We start from the raw sequence: 17300 nt of genomic DNA, 5'->3' as shown, positions 1-17300 counted from the left end.
CGCCCGCCCGCGCCCCGAAGCGCCCGGCCGCCCGCCGCGGCTCCTCGGTGCAGCCCAAGAAGTCGATCGCCTTCACCCTGCTGATGTCGGTCTTCATCCTCTACAGCCTCGTGCCGCTGGCCTGGCTGGTCATCAACGCGACGAAGACGCAGGCCGGCCTGCTCTCGAGCTTCGGCCTCTGGTTCGACGGCGACTTCGTCTTCTTCCAGAACATCGCCGACACCCTCAGCTACCGCGACGGGATCTTCCTCCGCTGGCTCGGCAACACCCTGCTCTACGTCGTCGTCGGCGCCGGAGGAGCGACGCTCCTGGCCACGCTCGCCGGCTACGGCCTCGCGAAGTTCCGCTTCACGGGCCGCAAGGCGGTCTTCGCCGTGGTGCTCGGAGCGATCGCGGTCCCCGGCACGGCCCTCGCCGTCCCGACGTTCCTCATGTTCAGCCAGCTCGGCCTGACCAACACCCCGTGGGCGATCATCATCCCCTCGCTGATCAGCCCGTTCGGCCTGTACCTGGTGTGGGTCTACGCGGTGGAGTCGGTGCCCACCGAGCTGCTCGAAGCGGCGCGGATGGACGGGGCGGGCGAGTTCCGCACCTTCTTCACCATCTCCATCCGCCTCCTCGCCCCCGGCATCGTGACCGTGCTGCTGTTCTCGGTCGTCGCGACCTGGAACAACTACTTCCTCCCGCTGATCATGCTGAGCGACCCCACCTGGTACCCGCTCACCGTCGGCCTCAACCAGTGGAACGCGCAGGCCACCGGCGTCAGCGCGCAGCCGATCTACAACCTCGTGATCACGGGCTCGCTCCTCACGATCATCCCCATCGTCGTCGCCTTCCTCGGACTCCAGCGCTTCTGGCAGTCCGGTCTGAGCGCCGGCAGCGTCAAGGGCTGAGCCCTCCCCCTACCCATCCCCCGGCCGGAGCGTCCTGCCCCGTCCACAGCACCCGCAGCACGAAGAAGTGAAGGGAAACACCACCATGAAGATCGCCCGTTCCGCCCTCAGGCGGACCCTGACGGTCGCGGCCGTCGCGGCCCTGGCCGCCGGCTCCCTCGCGGCCTGCTCGTCCACCTCCGGTGGCGGCACGACCACGAGCGCCGGCTCCGCCGCCGACCTCGACTCCGCCCTCGAGGCCGGTGGCAAGATCACGTACTGGAGCTGGACCCCCAGCGCCGAGGCGCAGGTCGCCGCGTTCGAGAAGGCCTACCCCAAGGTCGACGTCGAGCTCGTCAACGCCGGCACCAACAAGGACGAGTACACCAAGCTCGAGAACGCGATCAAGGCCGGCTCGGGCGCCCCCGACGTCGTCCAGATCGAGTACTACGCCATGCCGCAGTTCGCGCTGTCGGACTCGCTCCTCGACCTGTCGCAGTACGGCATGGGCGACCTCGAGGACAAGTACTCCGCCTCCACCTGGGGCAGCGTCAACATCGACGGCAAGCTCGTCGGACTCCCGCAGGACTCGGGCCCCATGGCGCTGTTCTACAACAAGACCGTCTTCGACCAGTACGGCATCGCCGTCCCCGCCACCTGGGACGAGTACGTCGCCGCGGCCGAGAAGCTGCACACCGCCGACCCGTCGAAGTACATCACCGCCGACACCGGCGACGCCGGCTTCGCGACCAGCATGATCTGGCAGGCGGGCGGCGAGCCGTTCACCACCGACGGCACGGACGTGAAGATCGACCTCGCCGACGAGGGCACCGCCAAGTGGACCGGCGTCTGGAACCAGCTCGTCGAGAAGAAGCTGCTCTCGGACACCCCCGCCTGGGGCGACGAGTGGTACAAGGGCCTCGCCGACGGCTCCATCGCCTCGCTGGTGACCGGCGCCTGGATGCCCGGCGTGCTGGAGTCCAGCGTCCCCGACGCCTCCGGCGACTGGGCCGTCGCGCCGATCCCGACCTACGACGGCACCGCCGTCAGCGCCGAGAACGGCGGTGGCGGCCAGTCCGTCACCAAGCAGAGCGAGAACCCGGCGCTGGCCGCCGCGTTCCTGCGCTGGCTGAACAGCGACCAGGCCTCGGTCGACGTCTTCCTGCAGAGCGGCGGATTCCCGTCGACCACGGCCGACCTCGACAGCTCGGACTTCACCGGTCAGGAGTCGGAGTACTTCGGCGGCCAGAAGATCAACGAGGTGCTGACCCAGGCCTCGAAGGACGTCCGCTCCGGCTGGTCGTACCTGCCCTACCAGGTCTACGCGAACAGCGTCTTCGGCGACACCGTCGGCCAGGCGTACGCCAACGGCACCAGCCTCGACCAGGGCCTCGCCGACTGGCAGAGCAAGCTCGTCCAGTACGGCAACGCGCAGGGCTTCACCGTCTCGGAGTAGCACCACTGCTCGACGCGGGGCCGGCCGGATCGCTCCGGTCGGCCCCGCGTCGTTCTCACGCTCGGACACTCCGGGCACCGATCCTGAGGGGGATCCAGATGACCACCGCTCCCGAGAGCCGCTTCGCCATCGGCACCGTCGACTTCGAGCTCGACGGCCGCCCGCACCGCATCCTGTCGGGGGCGCTGCACTACTTCCGCATCCACCCGGACCTCTGGGCCGACCGGATCCGCAAGGCCCGCCTGATGGGCCTGAACACCATCGAGACCTACGTCGCCTGGAACGCGCACGAGCCGCGCCGCGGCGAGTGGCGCGAGGACGCCGGGCTCGACCTGGGCCGCTTCCTCGACCTGATCGCCGCCGAGGGCATGCACGCGATCGTGCGCCCCGGCCCCTACATCTGCGCGGAGTGGGACAACGGCGCCCTTCCGGCCTGGCTCTTCCGCGACCCCGAGGTGGGCGTGCGCCGCTCGGAGCCGAACTACCTCGCCGCGGTCAGCGACTACCTGCGCCGCGTGTACTCGATCGTGGCCCCGCGCCAGATCGATGCCGGCGGGCCCGTGGTCCTCGTGCAGATCGAGAACGAGTACGGCGCGTACGGCTCCGACAAGGAGTACCTGGCCGAGCTCGTGCGGGTGACCCGCGACTCCGGCATCACGGTCCCGCTGACCACCATCGACCAGCCCACTCCGCAGATGCTCGCCGACGGCAGCCTGCCGGGCCTGCACCTCACCGGCTCGTTCGGCTCGCGGACCACGGAGCGCCTCGCGACGCTGCGCGAGTTCCAGCCCACCGGCCCGCTGATGTGCATGGAGTTCTGGTGCGGCTGGTTCGACGACTGGGGCACCCAGCACCACACGACGGACGCCGACGCCTCCGCCCAGGAGCTCGACACCCTGCTCGCGGCCGGCGGCTCGGTCAACATCTACATGTTCCACGGCGGCACCAACTTCGGCCTGACCAGCGGCGCGAACGACAAGGGCCGCTACGCCGCGATCACGACGAGCTACGACTACGACGCCCCGCTCGACGAGGGCGGCGACCCGACCGCGAAGTTCTGGGCGTTCCGCGACGTCATCGCGCGCTACGCGCCGGTGCCGGAGGAGGTGCCCGCGGTGCGCCCGCCGGCCCCCGCCCTGACCGCTCCGCTCGTCCCCGGCCCGGCGCTCCTCGGCCTCGGCCAGGCGTTCGGACCGGCCGCGCACCTCGACGCGATGGCCAGCTTCGACGACCTCGGCCACGACGACGGCTTCGTGCTCTTCACGACGACGCTCGACGGCTCCTCCGCTCCGGCCCGCCTCGTGGTGGGCGAGGAGGTGCGCGACCGCGCCTGGGTGCTGCTGGACGGCGTGCCGGTGGGCGTGCTGGCGCGCGACCACCACGAGCGGGCGCTGACTCTGCCGAGCGGACGCGGCGAGCTCGCGATCCTGGTCGAGAACCAGGGCCGGGTGAACTACGGCTCGCGCATCGGCGAGCACAAGGGCCTGATCGGAGGCGTGACGCTCGACGGCGCCCCGCTGACCGGCTGGGCGGCGCGTGCCCTCGCGCTGGAGTGCCTCCCCGACCTGGCCGTCGCGGCGCCGGCGTTCTCGGCCGGACCGCAGCTCGCCTCCGGCTCGTTCGACCTCGACGAGCAGGCCGACCTGTACGTGGACACGCTGCACTGGGGCAAGGGCCTGGTCTGGGTGAACGGCTTCCTCCTCGGACGCTACTGGCGCCGCGGACCGCAGCGGACGCTGATCGTCCCCTCGCCGGTCACCCGCGCCGGCCGCAACCGCGTCGTGGTGCTGGAGCTGGAGGGCATCGCCGAGCCGGAGATCCGCCTGCTCGCGGGAGCCGAGCTCGGGCACACGGAGATCTGAGGTGCGGAGCGGAGGCGGCGGGAACGGCCGTCGAAGGCGCGGGTTCGGGGTTCCGGGCTCCGTCGTGCGGGTGGGGCCGGGCCGACTCCGATCCGCACGCGCTGCCGGACCGCCTCCGGTCTGCGGGTGCCACCGGGCCGCCTCCGTCCTGCGGGCGGCGCCGGGCCGCCTCCGGGACGCGAGGCTCTGCTAGCCTCAGGCGCCCCGGTGCGGCGCCGGCGGGCGAAGGGGGAGACATGATGTCCAAGACACTGCTGCGCACGACTCTGATCGGAGGCGCGCTGCTGCTCGCCCTCTCGGGCTGCGCAGGGACCGCGACGAGCGGATCGACCCTCCGCCCGTTCACTCCGACGCTCCCCTCGTCGTCGGCCGCCCCGTCCGCCACCGCGACGGCCGCCGCCCCTGCCGCCGACACCGCTCAGAAGACCGGCGAGCAGGTGGCCGCCGTGCTGACCGGCGTGCAGTTCGTGCCCGGCGAGTACGCGAGCATCCAGGAGATGCTCGACTCGATCTACCCCGGCCTCACCGCGACCGACGCCAGCTGCCTCTCGCCGTTCGGCCTGGGCTGGGACACCGCGCAGCCCGCCGCCGGACTCTCGTACGGCACCAGCGCCGACCGCTCCATGACCGCCGTCGTGTCGAGCACCGGCACCGCCGACGCGGCCGCCTCGCTCCTCGCGAGCGCCACCGACGCGACATCGCGCTGCGCCTCCGGCTCGACGCTCTTCGCGATGCAGGGTGTGCCAGTCGAGACGACCGTCGAGCGCACCGAGCAGACGCTGACCGGCGCCGACGAGACGCTCGGCTGGAAGGTGTCCGGAGCCGTGGGCGGCAAGCCGTTCTCGCTCGTGGGCATCACCGCGCGCGTCGGCGGCGACGCGGTCGCGCTCGTGGGCTGGGACCCGACGACGAACACCTCCTACGTCCCGCGCGCGACGCAGCTCGTCGTCGACGGGCTGTAGGGCGCTGGGCGCTGGGCGCTGGACGCTGGACGCTCTGAGCTCTGGCTCTGAGCTCTGAGTCCTGCGCTCGGCCGTCCTCCCCTCCGCGAGAGTCCAGGAGTTGTCGCACTCGACGCCGAGTGCGACAACTCGTGAACAGTGGGCGGACGATCGGGCCGAGCGCCTGAGCTCAGAGCGCTGGTCGCTGCGCGTTGGGCTTCGGGCTTCGGGCTTCGGGCTTCGGGCTTCGGGCTTCGGGCTTCGACGCTCGCTCCTCCGCGAGAGTCCAGGAGTTGTCGCACTCGACGCTGAGTGCGACAACTCTTGAACAGTGGGCGCGGGTCGAGCGCCGGGGCGGAGCGAGCACCGGGCGCCGGGCACCTCCCCGGGCTCCGGGCACCCCGCTCCCGGCGCGGGAGCGCGCCTCAGGCCAGCCAGGAGAGGGTGCCGCCGTGGGCGGCCGCGCTCGCGAGCGGGACGCCGTCGGCGGCGAGCAGGAACGGGGTCGGCTCGGGTGCCGTGCGGTCCCCGCGCGCGGCGACGAGGTGCGGGAGCAGCGCCTCCGCCTCGAGCGTCACCAGGCTCGCGCCGCGATCGGCGACCGTCGCCAGGACACTCTCGCGCGCGGCCCAAGGAAGGTAGACCAGGGTCCCGAGCGAGACGACCACCGTCCGCAGACCCGGCGGCACTGCGTCGAGCAGGGCGGGCAGCTCGGCGGCCGCATCGCCCGCGACGATCGTGGGCGGGTCGTCCTGCAGAGTCTCCACGGCCGAGCGGAGCCGCGCGGTCCGCTCCGGGCGGTCGGGCGGGAGCAGCGCTTCCAGCCAGGCGACGTCCTCGGGCGAGCGGACGTCGAGCGGCGCCAGGTCGAGCCCCCGGCGCCACGCGACGACCGGCAGCCGCCCCGGCGCCTCGCCTCCGCTCACTGCGCACCGCAGCAGAGGCGCGCCCGACCCGAGCCGCGTCTCGCCGTCGCTCGCCGTGACGGCGTAGGAGTACCGCTCCGGCGCCAGGCAGAGCCCTGCGGAGGCGCCGATCTCGACGAGCGCCACCGGCTCACCGGGCTCCGTGATCCGCTCCAGCGCCGCGACCAGGGGCGCGCACCGCAGCGCCTCGTTGGTCTGCGTCCTCCGCTCCGCCGCCACCGGCGCCACCCGCGCCCACTCGCTCCGGAGCCACGCGGCGAATCCGGCGCCGTCGACGTCGGGCACGCCGAGCAGCCGCGCGACCGAGAAGAGCAGGGACGGCTGCCGGTGCTGCGCGGGCAGCTCGTCGATCAGGGCGAGGAGGCGCGCATCCTCCGCGACGGCGAGCGCCCACTCGACCTGCTGCTCGGAGGTCTGCGCGAGCTCGACGGCGGCGCGGCGGAAGCGGTCGGCGGAGGAGGGCATGCCTCCATCCTGAGGGAGCGGCGGAACGGTGCCTGCAGGCGGGCGCAGGATCCTGGCGGCGGGCGACGATCCCCGTACGTGTTCACAACGGAGGAGGAACGTCGGAACCGCGGCCTGTCTCCGCGGATCCGGAGGCGCGCAGACGAATCCTTCCTCCGTTGCGAACACGATCCGGGCTCGGGCGCCGCGGCCCGTCCCGCCGGGGTCCGCCTCGGGACGGCCGCTACGCGGACTCTCCCCCGCCGCCCGGCCCGACGGGCGAAGGATCTGCGTGGCGGGCGACGATCTCGCCTCGCAGATGTCCGTGGCCGGCCGTCCTCGGGGAGCAGCCCAGCGACACACCCCGGCGGGCGGAGGACCTGCGCGCCGGGCGACGGCCCCGCCCCCGCGGATGTCGGTGGTCGCCGGTAGAACGGACTCATGTCCGACACCGCTCCGAACCCCGCGTCCGCGCCGGTCCGCGAGCGGCGCCTGCTCGACATCCGGCGGATCTACGCCGAGCCGGCCGCGCTCGAGCTGCCCCGCGGGCAGGAGGTCGTGGCGCGATGGCCGGGCGCCGAGATCGTTCCCGTCGAGTCGCACTGGCTGATCCCGGAGGTGCACGGCGACGAGGCGAACGTCGCGCGCTGGGTGCGCATCAAGACGGAGGCGCTCGTGCTCGGGGTGAAGAAGTCGCTCGTCACGCGCCCGAACGGCCGCTCGGCCGACTTCATCGCCCCCTCCACCGCCAACGGCTGCGCCATGGCGTGCGTCTACTGCTACGTGCCGCGGAGGAAGGGCTACAGCAACCCGATCACGCTCTTCACGAACGTCGAGCAGATCCAGCGCCACCTGGCCCGGCACATCGCCAAGCAGGGCCCCAAGGCCGAGGCGAACCAGTGCGACCCGGAGGCCTGGGTCTACGACATCGGCGAGAACAGCGACTGCTCCGTCGACGCGCTGCTGAGCGAGAACGTCCGCGACCTCTGCGAGCTGTTCCGGATGTCGCCCACCGCCAAGGCGTCCTTCGCGACCAAGTACGTCAACCGCGAGCTCCTCGAGTGGGACCCGCTCGGGCGCACGCGCATCCGCTTCTCGCTGATGCCCGCCGAGACAGCGAAGGTCACCGACATCCGCACCTCGCCGATGGCCGAGCGGATCGCGGCGATCAACGACTTCGTCGACGCCGGCTACGAGGTGCACGTCAACTTCTCGCCCGTGATCCTCACCGAGACCTGGCAGCAGGACTGGACCGAGCTCTTCGACCAGCTCGACGCCGCCCTCCACCCGCGGGCGAAGGCGCAGCTCGCGGCCGAGGTGATCCTCCTCACCCACAACGAGGGCCTGCACGAGGTGAACCTCGGCTGGCACCCCACGGCGGAGTCGCTGCTCTGGCAGCCTGGCCGCCAGGAGCAGAAGGTCTCCGAGAACGGCGCCGTCAACATCCGCTACCGACGCGACCTCAAGCGCGCCGCCCTCGACCGCTTCCGCGCCCTCCTCGCCGAGCGCCTCCCCTACTGCCGCGTCCGCTACGCCTTCTGAGCCGGCGCCCCCGCCGGAGCGGCGGCGCGACGACTCGCGCAGGAGCGCACCCTCCCGCTCCCGCACACGCCGAGACACCGCCGCGGAGACGGCGTCTCGCGCACGAGCGCGGCGTCTCGACGGAGCCGCACGCCCTGTCCAGTGAGCGCACCGTCGCGCCTCCTCCCGCTCCACACGCCCCGCCGAGACACCGCCGGCCCGCCCGACACACCGCCGTCGAGACGGCGTCTCGCGCACGAGCGCGCCGTCTCGACGCAGCCGCACCGCCCACCGGCGGCACCCCGCAACTGAGCCCCGGAGTCGCCCGGCTGGGAGTCCGCCCGGCGGCCGGGGCCACTGCTTCGCATTACGGATAGCGGCACGTGCCCTCCGAACGAGGGGCGTACTTTCGGAGAACAGCCGGAGGGACGGCCCGACCGCCCGACTCCACGGGCCTGCAGAGCAGGCGTCAGCGGGGATCGACGGCTCGGCGCGACGGCATCCGGACTCGACATCCCGGAGCCCGGCACCCCCGGCTCGACACTCCGGACACTCGACTCGGCGGCACAGCACACCCCGGGTCCTGCTCCCCACGAACACCCCCCACCATCTCGCACTCCCCCTCCCGGCGGCACTCGCCGGGGCACCTCACAGTCGCGGTCGGCACCCGCGACACAGCACAGAACGGCGGCACGCACCATGGGCGCTCTCCTCTACGGCACTCCCCCCACCTCGCACGAGATCGACGACCGCGCGCTCGCGCACCTCCAGATCGTCATGATCAACAAGTTCCGTCGCGACGAGGCGTTCGCCTTCCAGCTCGACGCCTCGAGCGCGCACGGCACCGGACGCCAGACGCTCTGGCTGCACCCGACCATCCCTCTCCAGTTCTCGTTCCACGGAAGCCGCATGCCGGCGATCAACGCCACCTGGGTGCGCGCACTGATGGAGGAGGCCAACAGCGGCCGGGGCCTGCGGATCGTCACCGAGCCGGCGCAGCAGCCCGAGTCCTCCGGGCTCACGCACGCTGCCTGAGCGCGCCGTGTCCAGGCGCGACGACGACGAGCCGATGGAGGTCACCGACTTCGTCGAGCTCGCCGGTGCGGTGCACGACGACGCGGGCTTCGAGTGCTCCTCCACTGTCGACGGTGTGACGGGCGCGCTCTGCGTGCTGCCCGACTCCCTGGTGCTGCGGAGCGCCGGCACCGGCGACTCGACCCGCGTCGGCACCCGCGACATCCGCTCCTGGCGGGCCACTCCGGCGGGCGCCACCTTCTCGCTCGCCGTGGAAGCCGGAGCGCGGCACACCGTGGTGCTGCTCACGCAGTTCCACGCGGCGACCGTCCAGGCCATGACCCGCGCCGCCGGACCCGCGACTGGTTTATCCGCTTAACGAATTCCCCGTTCGGGGCACGCGGCGAGGAGCGCTCCTCGTGCGACCCTGATCGGGATGAACGAGAAGGACGAGGTCATGCGCTCCGACATCGGCGGGCGTGACATCGAGCAGGCGCGGGCCCTCTTCGAGCAGTCGTACAACGGGCACCGCTTCGTCGTCGAGCCCGGCGAGGACTTCTCATACCGCTACACCTCCGTCGGCGACGGCGATGTGACGCTCCGCGGCAGCCAGTTCGCCGGCTCCGTGCAGGGCTCGATCCAGACCGAGGGCGAGTACGTCGTCTCGTGGCTGACTGCCGGCGCGGGCGTCACCGATCTCGACGGCGACGCGGTGACCCTCGGATTCGGGCAGCCGGCGATCTTCGTCAACGACCGCCCCAGCCGGTTCGAGTTCCACGACTACCGCCAGAACCTCATCCACTTCGACGGCGCGTACCTCGAGGGCATCGCGGAGGAGGTCGAGGGCACCCGCGGCCCCCTCCTCTTCGACACGACCTCACGGCCCGAGGGCGCGGCGCTGCGGCGCTGGTCGGCGACCGTCGCGACGGTCGCCCGGGTGATCTACGACGCCGACAGCTCGCCGCTGCTGCGCCGCGAGGCCGACCGCGCGGTCGCCGTCGCCCTGCTCGAGACCTTCCCGCACTCGACGCTGGACACCCCCGGCGACCTCCGAGTACCCCGCTCGGGGCGCCTCCGCCAGGCTATCGAGTACATGTACGAGCACGCCCACGAGCCGCTCCGGACCGAGCAGATCGCCGACGCGGCGGGCATCGGCCTGCGGACGCTGCAGACCGAGTTCCGGCGCGAGTTCGGCTTCACCGCGGTCGACTACCTGCGGCGGATCCGGCTGGACGGCGTGCAGAAGGAGCTGCGGGCGGGCGAGTCCGGAGTCGTCAGCGTCAGCGAGGTCGCACGGCGCTGGGGCTTCGCGCACCTCGGCCGGTTCTCGGCCTCGTACGCCCACCGCTTCGGCGAGCGCCCCAGCACCACGCTCGACACCTGAGGCGTCAGAGGTAGTCGGTCCCGCCGTCGTCCTCGCTGTCGTCGCCCTCGCCGCGCGGCTGCACGGTCGGCCGCGCGGGCTGGAGCCGTCGGGTCTTCTCGCGCATCGACTCCACCGCCTCCGGGTCGTCGAGGTCGACGCCGCGGTCGAGCGCCGGGCTGGTGAAGAGCTGGCTGGCCGGCCCGACCAGGAGACGGGTCTCGCCGCGCATCCCCTCGTCCGAGAGCGACGGCACCACGACCAGGTCCGACTTCCCCACGTTCGCCAGCGCCTGCGCGTACTCGACGACCGCCGAGCACACCTCGTCGCCCAGCAGCACGAATCCGCTCGCGTAGTACAGCTTCTGCATCTCGCCCTCCCCTGGATCCCGGACCGCCCCTCCGGTCGGCCCGTCCCCCGACGCTAGGACGGCGCCGACCGGGCGCCCCACCCCTTGACGGGGGTGGGGCGGAGGGATCAGAGTCCGCGCGGAGGGGCCAGAGTCCGCGCGGAGCGGGCAGTCGCAGCGCGGTCGCGAGCGCCTCGACGACGCGGGTCGCGCGCACGTCGCCGACCCCCTCCATCCGGTTGGTGAGGAACGCGAAGCCGACTCCCGCGTCCGGGTCGGCGAAGGCGACCTGTCCGCCCGCGCCGTCGTGCCCGAAGCCGCTCGGCGTGAGGCGGCCTACCAGGCGGTCGCGGAGGCGGGGCTCTCGATCCCGGGCGACGTCGCGGTGGTGTCGTTCGACGACGACGAGCTGGCCGCCTACCTCCGCCCCGGGCTGACGACCGTGGCGCTGCCGCACGAGGAGATGGGCCGCCGGGCGGTCGAGCTGCTGCTGAGCGGCGCTCCGGGCGAGCGGGTGCTGGTGCCGATGCCGCTGGTGGAGCGGGCGTCGACGCGGCGGGTCTGACGGGGCGGGGCCTGGGGCGGGCTGCTCGGGGACGGCGGGCGGGCCCGGTGGAGTCGGGCGGAGCCGCCTCAGCCGGCCGAGCGGATCCCTCCGGTCGGACCCCAGGCGACTCCGGTGCCGCCCGCGTCGCCCTGGTAGTCGTCGGGCGAGAGGGCCATGCCGCTCGCGATGAAGTCGGCGGTCGCCGCGCAGTCCGTGACGACGACGTCGCCGTCGGAGCGCGCGAGCCCGTAGAGGCAGACGGACTCGTCGGCGAGCTCCGCGGCCGAGAAGGAGTCGAGGCTGAGGGTGGCGAAGTAGTCGACTCCGGCGATGCTGCCCAGGTAGCGCGTCGGCCCCCAGTGGAAGACGCGGAGGCTCGCGAGGGTCGACAGCGGGCGCGTGGCGACGTCGTCGGGGACGGCCCAGGGCTCGGTGAAGACCTCCAGCGACGGGCGAGGGGCCAGCGCGACGGAGGCGGCCGTGCCGAGGGCGGCGAGCCCGAGCAGGGCGACGAGCGCCGCGATCACCCCGAGGCGGCGGCGCGGGCGGGGCGGGGCGGAGGTGCGGCAGTCGGCGTCGTCGCCTCCGGTGGTCTCGCCGGTCTCGTCCCCACCGCCCCGGTCGCTCGCCGTCCCGCGGCCGATCCGGCCCTGGGCCGCTGCGGGTCCGACGGGCGCGGCCAGTCCCGCGACCGCGGCGTCGAGCGCCTCCTCCCGCTCGCGGCGCTGCGCGCGCAGCAGCGCCAGCTCTTCGAGCGCCGCGGGGTCCGCCTCCGCGCTGAACGCCCGGCGCTCGAGCGCGGCCCGCTGCCTCCGCTCCTCCGGCGACGCCCCGTCGCGGCGCCGCTGCAGGGCGGCCCGGCCCCGACCGCGACCGCCCAGGGCCGCATCGAGCGCCGCCTCCGTCGCGGGAGCGAGGTCGTCGAGCAGCCGCGCCGCGCGTGCCGGCGTGACCGCGATGCCGACGGACGCCGGCACGTCAGGCCCGGTCGCGGACGGCGCGCGCCAGCGACTCGAGGCGCTCCCGGTACTCCGGCCACCACTCCTCCGGCACCGGCGGGAGGTTGTCGCCGGGCGTCCGGAGCCCGACCCGCCCGTCGATCAGCTCGCGGACGATGTCGGCGTGGCCCGCGTGCCGGTGTGTCTCTGCGGTGATGTGGACGAGGATCCGGTGCAGCGTCACGTCGCGGTTCGTCCACCAGGGGACCTGCCCGGCAGCGTCGAGCGGGAGAGCCGCGACCGTCGCGTCGGAGTGGGCCCACACGCGGCGGTACAGCGCGACGACGTCGGCCAGGGACTCGTCGGCCGTCGCCCACATGTCCGAGTTCGGCTCCGACTCGTCCTCCATCCACGGCATCGGCTCCGGGAACGGCCGCCCGAACACGGCGCCGAGGTAGCCCGCCTCGGTGCCCGCCACGTGCTTCACCAGGCCGAGCAGGTTCGTGCCCGTCGAGACCAGCGGCCGCCGCACGTCGTACTCGTCGAGCCCGTCGAGCTTCTGCAGCAGGGCGTCGCGCCCCTCCTGCAGGTAGCGGAGGAGGGTCTGCTTCGCGTCGTCGCTCATCCCCCCAGCCTGCCGCGCCCGTCCGAGCCGCGCCAGAGCGGTGCCGGAGCCGCGCCGTGCTCAGACCGCAGGAAGGATCGCCCCGCGGGCACCGGGATCCGCGGATCCACGGCCCGCCGGAGCGATCCTTCCAGCGTTGTGCACGGGTCAGGCCGGGACGCCCGCTCCCGCCCGCTGGACCCGCGTGCCGACGAGGCGCTGCGAGGAGGCGTCGACAGCGGCGGCCGGGCCGACCAGCTCGAGCGCCGTCTCCGTCTCGCGCGTCGCGCAGTCCGGGCCAACCCACAGCTCGACGCGGCCGGGCTCGACGATCCGCACGCCCTCGCGTCCGGTGAAGGCCAGGCGCGCGGCCGGGACCTCGAAGCGGACCTCCGCCTCCTCGCCGGGCTCGAGCGCGACCCGCGCGTAGCCGAGCAGCTGCGCCACCGGCCGGGTCACGCTCGCGAACACGTCGCGGGCGTACAGCTGCACCAGGTCGGTTCCCGCTCGCTCGCCCGTGTTGCGGACGCGCACGGTCGCCGTGAAGGAGCCGTCCGTCGGGGCGGACTCCTCGACCGCCAGCTCCGTCCGGGCGAAGTGCGTGTACGAGAGCCCGTGGCCGAACGGCCGCACGGGCGTGCTGTCGGCGGAGGTCACGTCCGACGGCCCGCCGAGGATCGGGTGCAGGTACGAGAACGGCTGCGCCCCGGCCGAGCGCGGCAGCGAGACCGGCAGGTGGCCGGAGGGGTCGACCCGTCCCGAGACGACGCCCGCGATCGCGCCGGCGCCCTCCTCCCCCGGGAAGAAAGCCTGCAGCACGGCGGCCGGAGCCGACGGCCCGTCCAGCGCCCAGCCCACGGCGTAGGGGCGGCCGGTCAGCAGCACGAGCACGACCGGGGTCCCCGTCGCCACGACGGCCTCGACCAGCTCGCGCTGGCGGCCCGGGAGCTCGAGGCTCTCGACGTCGTTGCCCTCGCCGACCGTGCCGCGGCCGAACAGGCCCGCCCGATCGCCGACGACCACGATCGCCACGTCGGAGTCGGCGGCCGCCCGGACCGCCTCGGCGATCCCGGAGGCGTCGTCGCCCTCGACCGAGCAGCCCTCGGCGAGCAGCAGCTCGGCCGAGCCGAACTCGCCGGCCAGCGCGTCCGCGACCGTCGGGATCTCGAAGCCCAGCGGCACGCCCGGGTGGTGCGCCAGCACGTGGTTGGCGAAGGAGTAGCAGCCCATGAGCGCGGGCGCGCTGTCGGCGTTGGGACCGATCAGCGCGAGGCGGCGCGGCGCAGCGAGCGGCAGCACGCCGTCGTTGGCGAGCAGCACCACCGACTCCTCGGCCAGGCGGCGGGCGATGTCGCGGTGGGCCGGCGAGTCGAGGTCGATCGACTCGGGGGCGTCGTCGAAGCGCGCGTCGAGCAGGCCGAGCCGCTCCTTCTGCGCGAGCACCCGCAGCACGGCCCGGTCGACGAGCGCCTCGTCGGCCTCCCCGGCCCGGATGCGCGCGGCCAGCGGAGCGAGGAACGCGTCGCCCGTGGGCAGCTCCACGTCGATCCCCGCGGCGAGCGCCAGCTCGGCCGCCTCGCCCAGGTCGGCGGCGACCGCGTGCATGAGGTGGAGGAACGCGACCGAGAAGTAGTCGGCGACGACCACGCCGTCGAAGCCCCAGCGCTCGCGCAGCACGCCCGTGAGGTAGGCGGGCGTCGCTCCGACCGGGTCCCCGTCGATCTCGGCGTAGGAGTTCATCACCGAGCGGGCGCCCCCGTCGCGGATCGCCATCTCGAACGGCGGCAGCAGCACGTCCGCGATCTCGCGCGGTCCGGCGTGCACCGGCGCGTGGTTGCGGCCGCCGCGGGAGGCGGAGTAGCCGATGAAGTGCTTCAGCGTCGCGTCGACGCCGGTGGACTGCAGGCCCTGCACGTACGCGGTGCCGATCGTGCCGACAACGTACGGGTCCTCGGCGATGCACTCGTCGACCCGGCCCCAGCGGGGGTCGCGGATCACGTCGAGCACGGGCGCCAGGCCCTGGTGGATCCCGAGCTCGCGCATCGAGCCGCCGATCACGGCGCCGAGCTCGGCCACGAGCTCCGGGTCGAACGAGGCTCCCCAGGCGAGCGGAGTCGGGAACGTCGCGGCCTGCCAGGCGGCGAGCCCGGTCAGGCACTCCTCGTGGACGATCGCCGGGATGCCCAGCCGCGTCTCCTCGACGAGCCGGCGCTGCTCCGCCCACAGCCACTGAGCGCGCTCGAGCGGATCGACGGGGCGCGTGCCGTAGACGCGGGTCAGCTGGCCGATCCCCTCGCGGGTCGCCTCGGCGTACCCGGTCGAGGTGGCCATCTCGCCGGCGAGCGGGGCGACGACCTCGCCAACCTGGTCGACCCAGTAGCCGACCAGCTGGGAGAGCTTCTCCTCCAGCGTCATCCGGCCCAGCAGCTCGGTGGTGCGGGCGGACGGAGCCTGTGGGTCCTCTGGTGCGTGCGGTGCGGTCACGGTGCGACCCTCTCTGCGGGTGGGGCGACGGGTGCGGACGGGACGGGGGACGCGGCGGACGGGCGGAGCGATCCGCTCATCCCTTCACCGCCCCCGTCAGCCCGCCGACGATGCGGCGCTCGAAGACGCTGAAGAAGATCAGCGCCGGGATCATCGACAGCGACACGAAGGCCAGCACCTTCGCCGTGTCGACCGAGTACTGCGACGAGAACGCCTGGACTCCGAGCGGGAGCGTGAAGGTGGACTCGTTGTTGAGGATGAACAGGGGCAGCAGGTAGCTGTTCCAGCTCGCGATGAACGCGAGGATCCCCGTGGTGATCACGCCGGGCATCGCCAGGCGCACGACCATCCGGAAGAAGAAGCCGATCCGGCTGCAGCCGTCGATGAAGGCCGCCTCCTGGATCTCGTCCGGGATCGCGCGGAGGAACGGCACCAGGATGATGATCGTGGTCGGCAGGCCGAACGCGATCTGCGGCAGCACCACTCCGGCGAGCGAGTTCATCAGGCCGAGGCTCTTGATCACCAGGTAGAGAGGAGTGATCGCCACGGTCATCGGGAACATCAGGCCGGCGGCGAAGAGCGCGTAGAACACGCCGCGTCCGGTGAAGTCGTAGCGGGCCAGGACGTAGCTCGCCATCAGGCCGAGCACGACCACGCCGAGGGTCGTCGCGAGGCCGGCGATGGTGGAGTTGCCGACCTCCTGCCAGAAGACGCCGCCGGTGATCACGTCGAGGTAGTTCTGCACGTTCCACGGCGAGGGCAGGCCCGCCGGGTCGGTGGTGATCTGCGCGTTCGTGCGGAAGCCGCCGAGGATGATGTACGCCACCGGGGCGAGCATCAGCGCGATCACGACGATCGCCACGACGTAGGCGATCGTGGTGCCGCGGCCCAGGGGCTGCCGGCGCCGCTTCACCGCGAGAGGCCGAGGGGTCTCCGGAGTGATCGGCGGGGCCGTCATCGTCGTGCCGGTCATCGCTTGTCTCCCGTCAGTGCGCCCGCCGTATCGCGCCGGAGCACGAAGCGCTGGTACAGCAGCGCCACCACGAGCGAGATCAGGAACAGGACCACCGCGACGGCGTTCCCGTACCCGTAGTTGCCGGCGTTGCGGCCGTTGGTGACCAGGTAGATCGCCATGGTCGAGGTGCCCGCGGTCGAGGACACGTACTGGCCCCAGATGATGTAGACGAGGTCGAACAGCTGCAGTGCGCCGATGATCGACAGGAACGCCCAGATCCGCAGGGTCGGCGCGAGCAGGGGCAGGGTGATCCGCCGCTGCACCTGCCAGTAGGAGGCGCCGTCGATGGCCGCGGCCTCGGACAGCTCCTCGGGGATGCCCTGCAGACCCGCGAGGAAGAGGATCACGGCGAAGCCGATGTACTTCCACGTGATGATCAGCATCAGCGTCCAGATCGCGATCGCCGGATCCGAGAGCCAGTCCTGCTTCAGCGCGCCGAGGCCGACCTTCTCGAGCAGGCCGTTGACCGCGCCGCTGGTCTGGAGCATCAGGCTCCAGCCGGTGCCGACGACGACCTCCGAGATCACGTACGGCACGAAGATCAGGACGCGGATGATCGACTGCCCGCGCAGCTTGCGGTTCAGCAGCAGCGCCAGGAGGATCGCGACCGGCCCCTGGAGCACGAGCGAGAGCACCACGATGATGCCGTTGTGCGCGAGGGCGTCGTGGAAGGTGGGGTCCTGCAGGATCGTCAGGTAGTTGCGGAAGCCGACGAAGTCCGTCGGCACTCCGTAGCCCTGCCAGCTGAAGAAGCCGTAGTAGGCCGCCATCACGACCGGGAAGATCACGAAGGCGAGGAAGACGATCAGCGCCGGGCCGACCAGGAGCGCGATCTCGAAGCGCCCCGCCCAGCCCACGCTGCGGCGGCGCCGGCGCACCGGAGGCGTCGAGGTGACGCCTCCGGTGCGCGCGGTCCCGCGGGGCTCATCCACTCCGAGGAGCGGGCTCTCGCGGAGTGCCATGG

General features: G+C 72.9%; 16 protein-coding genes. 9 read left to right on the top strand and 7 right to left on the bottom strand.

Annotated features, from left to right (window positions below; all coding sequences use genetic code 11):
• Positions 1-83 precede the first annotated feature (83 nt).
• From C5C69_RS13285 to C5C69_RS13270, 4 genes are all read left to right on the top strand, one after another.
• Positions 84-893: a carbohydrate ABC transporter permease gene (locus tag C5C69_RS13285; protein ID WP_258062773.1), complete on the top strand. Its 810-nt coding sequence runs from the start codon at positions 84-86 to the stop codon at positions 891-893.
• A gap of 85 nt (positions 894-978) precedes the next feature.
• Positions 979-2328, top strand: a complete 1350-nt coding sequence (locus C5C69_RS13280; protein WP_104223423.1) for a sugar ABC transporter substrate-binding protein — start codon at positions 979-981, stop codon at positions 2326-2328.
• A 98-nt stretch (positions 2329-2426) separates the two neighbouring features.
• Positions 2427-4190: a beta-galactosidase family protein gene (locus C5C69_RS13275; RefSeq protein ID WP_104258087.1), complete on the top strand. Its 1764-nt coding sequence runs from the start codon at positions 2427-2429 to the stop codon at positions 4188-4190.
• A 236-nt stretch (positions 4191-4426) separates the two neighbouring features.
• Positions 4427-5152 (top strand): hypothetical protein, encoded by a 726-nt coding sequence (locus tag C5C69_RS13270; RefSeq protein WP_146083632.1) that lies wholly within the window; start codon positions 4427-4429, stop codon positions 5150-5152.
• Positions 5153-5556: 404 nt separating this feature from the next.
• Here the strand turns inward: C5C69_RS13270 and C5C69_RS13265 are convergent, their stop codons facing one another.
• The gene (locus C5C69_RS13265; RefSeq protein ID WP_104234092.1) at positions 5557-6522 is read right to left on the bottom strand and encodes a DUF2332 family protein; all 966 of its coding nucleotides are present in this window, start codon (positions 6520-6522) and stop codon (positions 5557-5559) included.
• Positions 6523-6942: 420 nt separating this feature from the next.
• On the opposite strand from C5C69_RS13265, the gene C5C69_RS13260 reads away from it, so the two are divergent.
• The 4 genes from C5C69_RS13260 (at position 6943) to C5C69_RS13245 (ending at position 10420) form a co-directional block, all read left to right on the top strand.
• Positions 6943-8043 carry a spore photoproduct lyase family protein gene (locus C5C69_RS13260; protein WP_104234093.1) on the top strand — a complete coding sequence of 367 codons (1101 nt, stop codon included), beginning with the start codon at positions 6943-6945 and terminating at the stop codon, positions 8041-8043.
• Between the two features lie 678 nt (positions 8044-8721).
• The gene (locus C5C69_RS13255) at positions 8722-9057 is read left to right on the top strand and encodes an ATP-dependent DNA ligase (protein WP_104223411.1); all 336 of its coding nucleotides are present in this window, start codon (positions 8722-8724) and stop codon (positions 9055-9057) included.
• 7 nt (positions 9058-9064) lie between these two features.
• Positions 9065-9415, top strand: coding sequence for a hypothetical protein (locus tag C5C69_RS13250; protein ID WP_104258085.1), 351 nt, complete (start codon positions 9065-9067; stop codon positions 9413-9415).
• Between the two features lie 57 nt (positions 9416-9472).
• Entirely contained in the window at positions 9473-10420 is a 948-nt protein-coding gene (locus C5C69_RS13245) for an AraC family transcriptional regulator (protein ID WP_104226350.1), read from the top strand.
• A gap of 4 nt (positions 10421-10424) precedes the next feature.
• Here the strand turns inward: C5C69_RS13245 and C5C69_RS13240 are convergent, their stop codons facing one another.
• Complete coding sequence (locus C5C69_RS13240) at positions 10425-10769, bottom strand: hypothetical protein (RefSeq protein WP_104258084.1); 345 nt, start codon at positions 10767-10769, stop codon at positions 10425-10427.
• 106 nt (positions 10770-10875) lie between these two features.
• Here C5C69_RS13240 and C5C69_RS13235 point away from each other — a divergent pair, with 106 nt between their 5' ends.
• Positions 10876-11313: a substrate-binding domain-containing protein gene (locus tag C5C69_RS13235; protein WP_104258083.1), complete on the top strand. Its 438-nt coding sequence runs from the start codon at positions 10876-10878 to the stop codon at positions 11311-11313.
• A 68-nt stretch (positions 11314-11381) separates the two neighbouring features.
• Here C5C69_RS13235 and C5C69_RS13230 read toward each other — a convergent pair whose 3' ends face one another.
• The 5 genes from C5C69_RS13230 to C5C69_RS13210 form a co-directional block, all read right to left on the bottom strand.
• Complete coding sequence (locus tag C5C69_RS13230) at positions 11382-12272, bottom strand: hypothetical protein (RefSeq protein WP_104258082.1); 891 nt, start codon at positions 12270-12272, stop codon at positions 11382-11384.
• 1 nt (position 12273) lies between these two features.
• Complete coding sequence (locus C5C69_RS13225; protein ID WP_104258081.1) at positions 12274-12858, bottom strand: DinB family protein; 585 nt, start codon at positions 12856-12858, stop codon at positions 12274-12276.
• Between the two features lie 147 nt (positions 12859-13005).
• Complete coding sequence (locus C5C69_RS13220; RefSeq protein WP_104258080.1) at positions 13006-15252, bottom strand: glycoside hydrolase family 3 N-terminal domain-containing protein; 2247 nt, start codon at positions 15250-15252, stop codon at positions 13006-13008.
• A gap of 145 nt (positions 15253-15397) precedes the next feature.
• Positions 15398-16294, bottom strand: a complete 897-nt coding sequence (locus C5C69_RS13215; RefSeq protein WP_104224899.1) for a carbohydrate ABC transporter permease — start codon at positions 16292-16294, stop codon at positions 15398-15400.
• A complete protein-coding gene (locus C5C69_RS13210) occupies positions 16291-17298 on the bottom strand; it encodes a carbohydrate ABC transporter permease (protein ID WP_104226347.1) in 1008 nt (335 codons plus the stop codon). Before C5C69_RS13210 ends, C5C69_RS13215 begins: the two co-directional genes overlap by 4 nt.
• Positions 17299-17300: the final 2 nt, after the last annotated feature.

The sequence above is a fragment of the Rathayibacter sp. AY1C7 genome (genome assembly GCF_002931865.1).
In the GTDB taxonomy this organism is placed as follows: domain Bacteria; phylum Actinomycetota; class Actinomycetes; order Actinomycetales; family Microbacteriaceae; genus Rathayibacter.
Note: the sequence above shows the minus strand (reverse complement) of the source record. Positions and strands in the feature narration are given on the sequence as shown.

Bases quoted from the DNA above. Each gene is read 5' to 3' on its own strand.
- C5C69_RS13240 (WP_104258084.1), bottom strand. From the start codon at position 10,769: ATGCAGAAGCTGTACTACGCGAGCGGATTCGTGCTGCTGGGCGACGAG.
- C5C69_RS13280 (WP_104223423.1), top strand. From the start codon at position 979: ATGAAGATCGCCCGTTCCGCCCTCAGGCGGACCCTGACGGTCGCGGCC.
- C5C69_RS13270 (WP_146083632.1), top strand. From the start codon at position 4,427: ATGATGTCCAAGACACTGCTGCGCACGACTCTGATCGGAGGCGCGCTG.
- C5C69_RS13265 (WP_104234092.1), bottom strand. From the start codon at position 6,522: ATGCCCTCCTCCGCCGACCGCTTCCGCCGCGCCGCCGTCGAGCTCGCG.
- C5C69_RS13215 (WP_104224899.1), bottom strand. From the start codon at position 16,294: ATGACCGGCACGACGATGACGGCCCCGCCGATCACTCCGGAGACCCCT.
- C5C69_RS13245 (WP_104226350.1), top strand. From the start codon at position 9,473: ATGAACGAGAAGGACGAGGTCATGCGCTCCGACATCGGCGGGCGTGAC.
- C5C69_RS13210 (WP_104226347.1), bottom strand. From the start codon at position 17,298: ATGGCACTCCGCGAGAGCCCGCTCCTCGGAGTGGATGAGCCCCGCGGG.
- C5C69_RS13220 (WP_104258080.1), bottom strand. From the start codon at position 15,252: ATGACGCTGGAGGAGAAGCTCTCCCAGCTGGTCGGCTACTGGGTCGAC.
- C5C69_RS13255 (WP_104223411.1), top strand. From the start codon at position 8,722: ATGGGCGCTCTCCTCTACGGCACTCCCCCCACCTCGCACGAGATCGAC.
- C5C69_RS13275 (WP_104258087.1), top strand. From the start codon at position 2,427: ATGACCACCGCTCCCGAGAGCCGCTTCGCCATCGGCACCGTCGACTTC.
- C5C69_RS13260 (WP_104234093.1), top strand. From the start codon at position 6,943: ATGTCCGACACCGCTCCGAACCCCGCGTCCGCGCCGGTCCGCGAGCGG.
- C5C69_RS13285 (WP_258062773.1), top strand. From the start codon at position 84: ATGTCGGTCTTCATCCTCTACAGCCTCGTGCCGCTGGCCTGGCTGGTC.
- C5C69_RS13225 (WP_104258081.1), bottom strand. From the start codon at position 12,858: ATGAGCGACGACGCGAAGCAGACCCTCCTCCGCTACCTGCAGGAGGGG.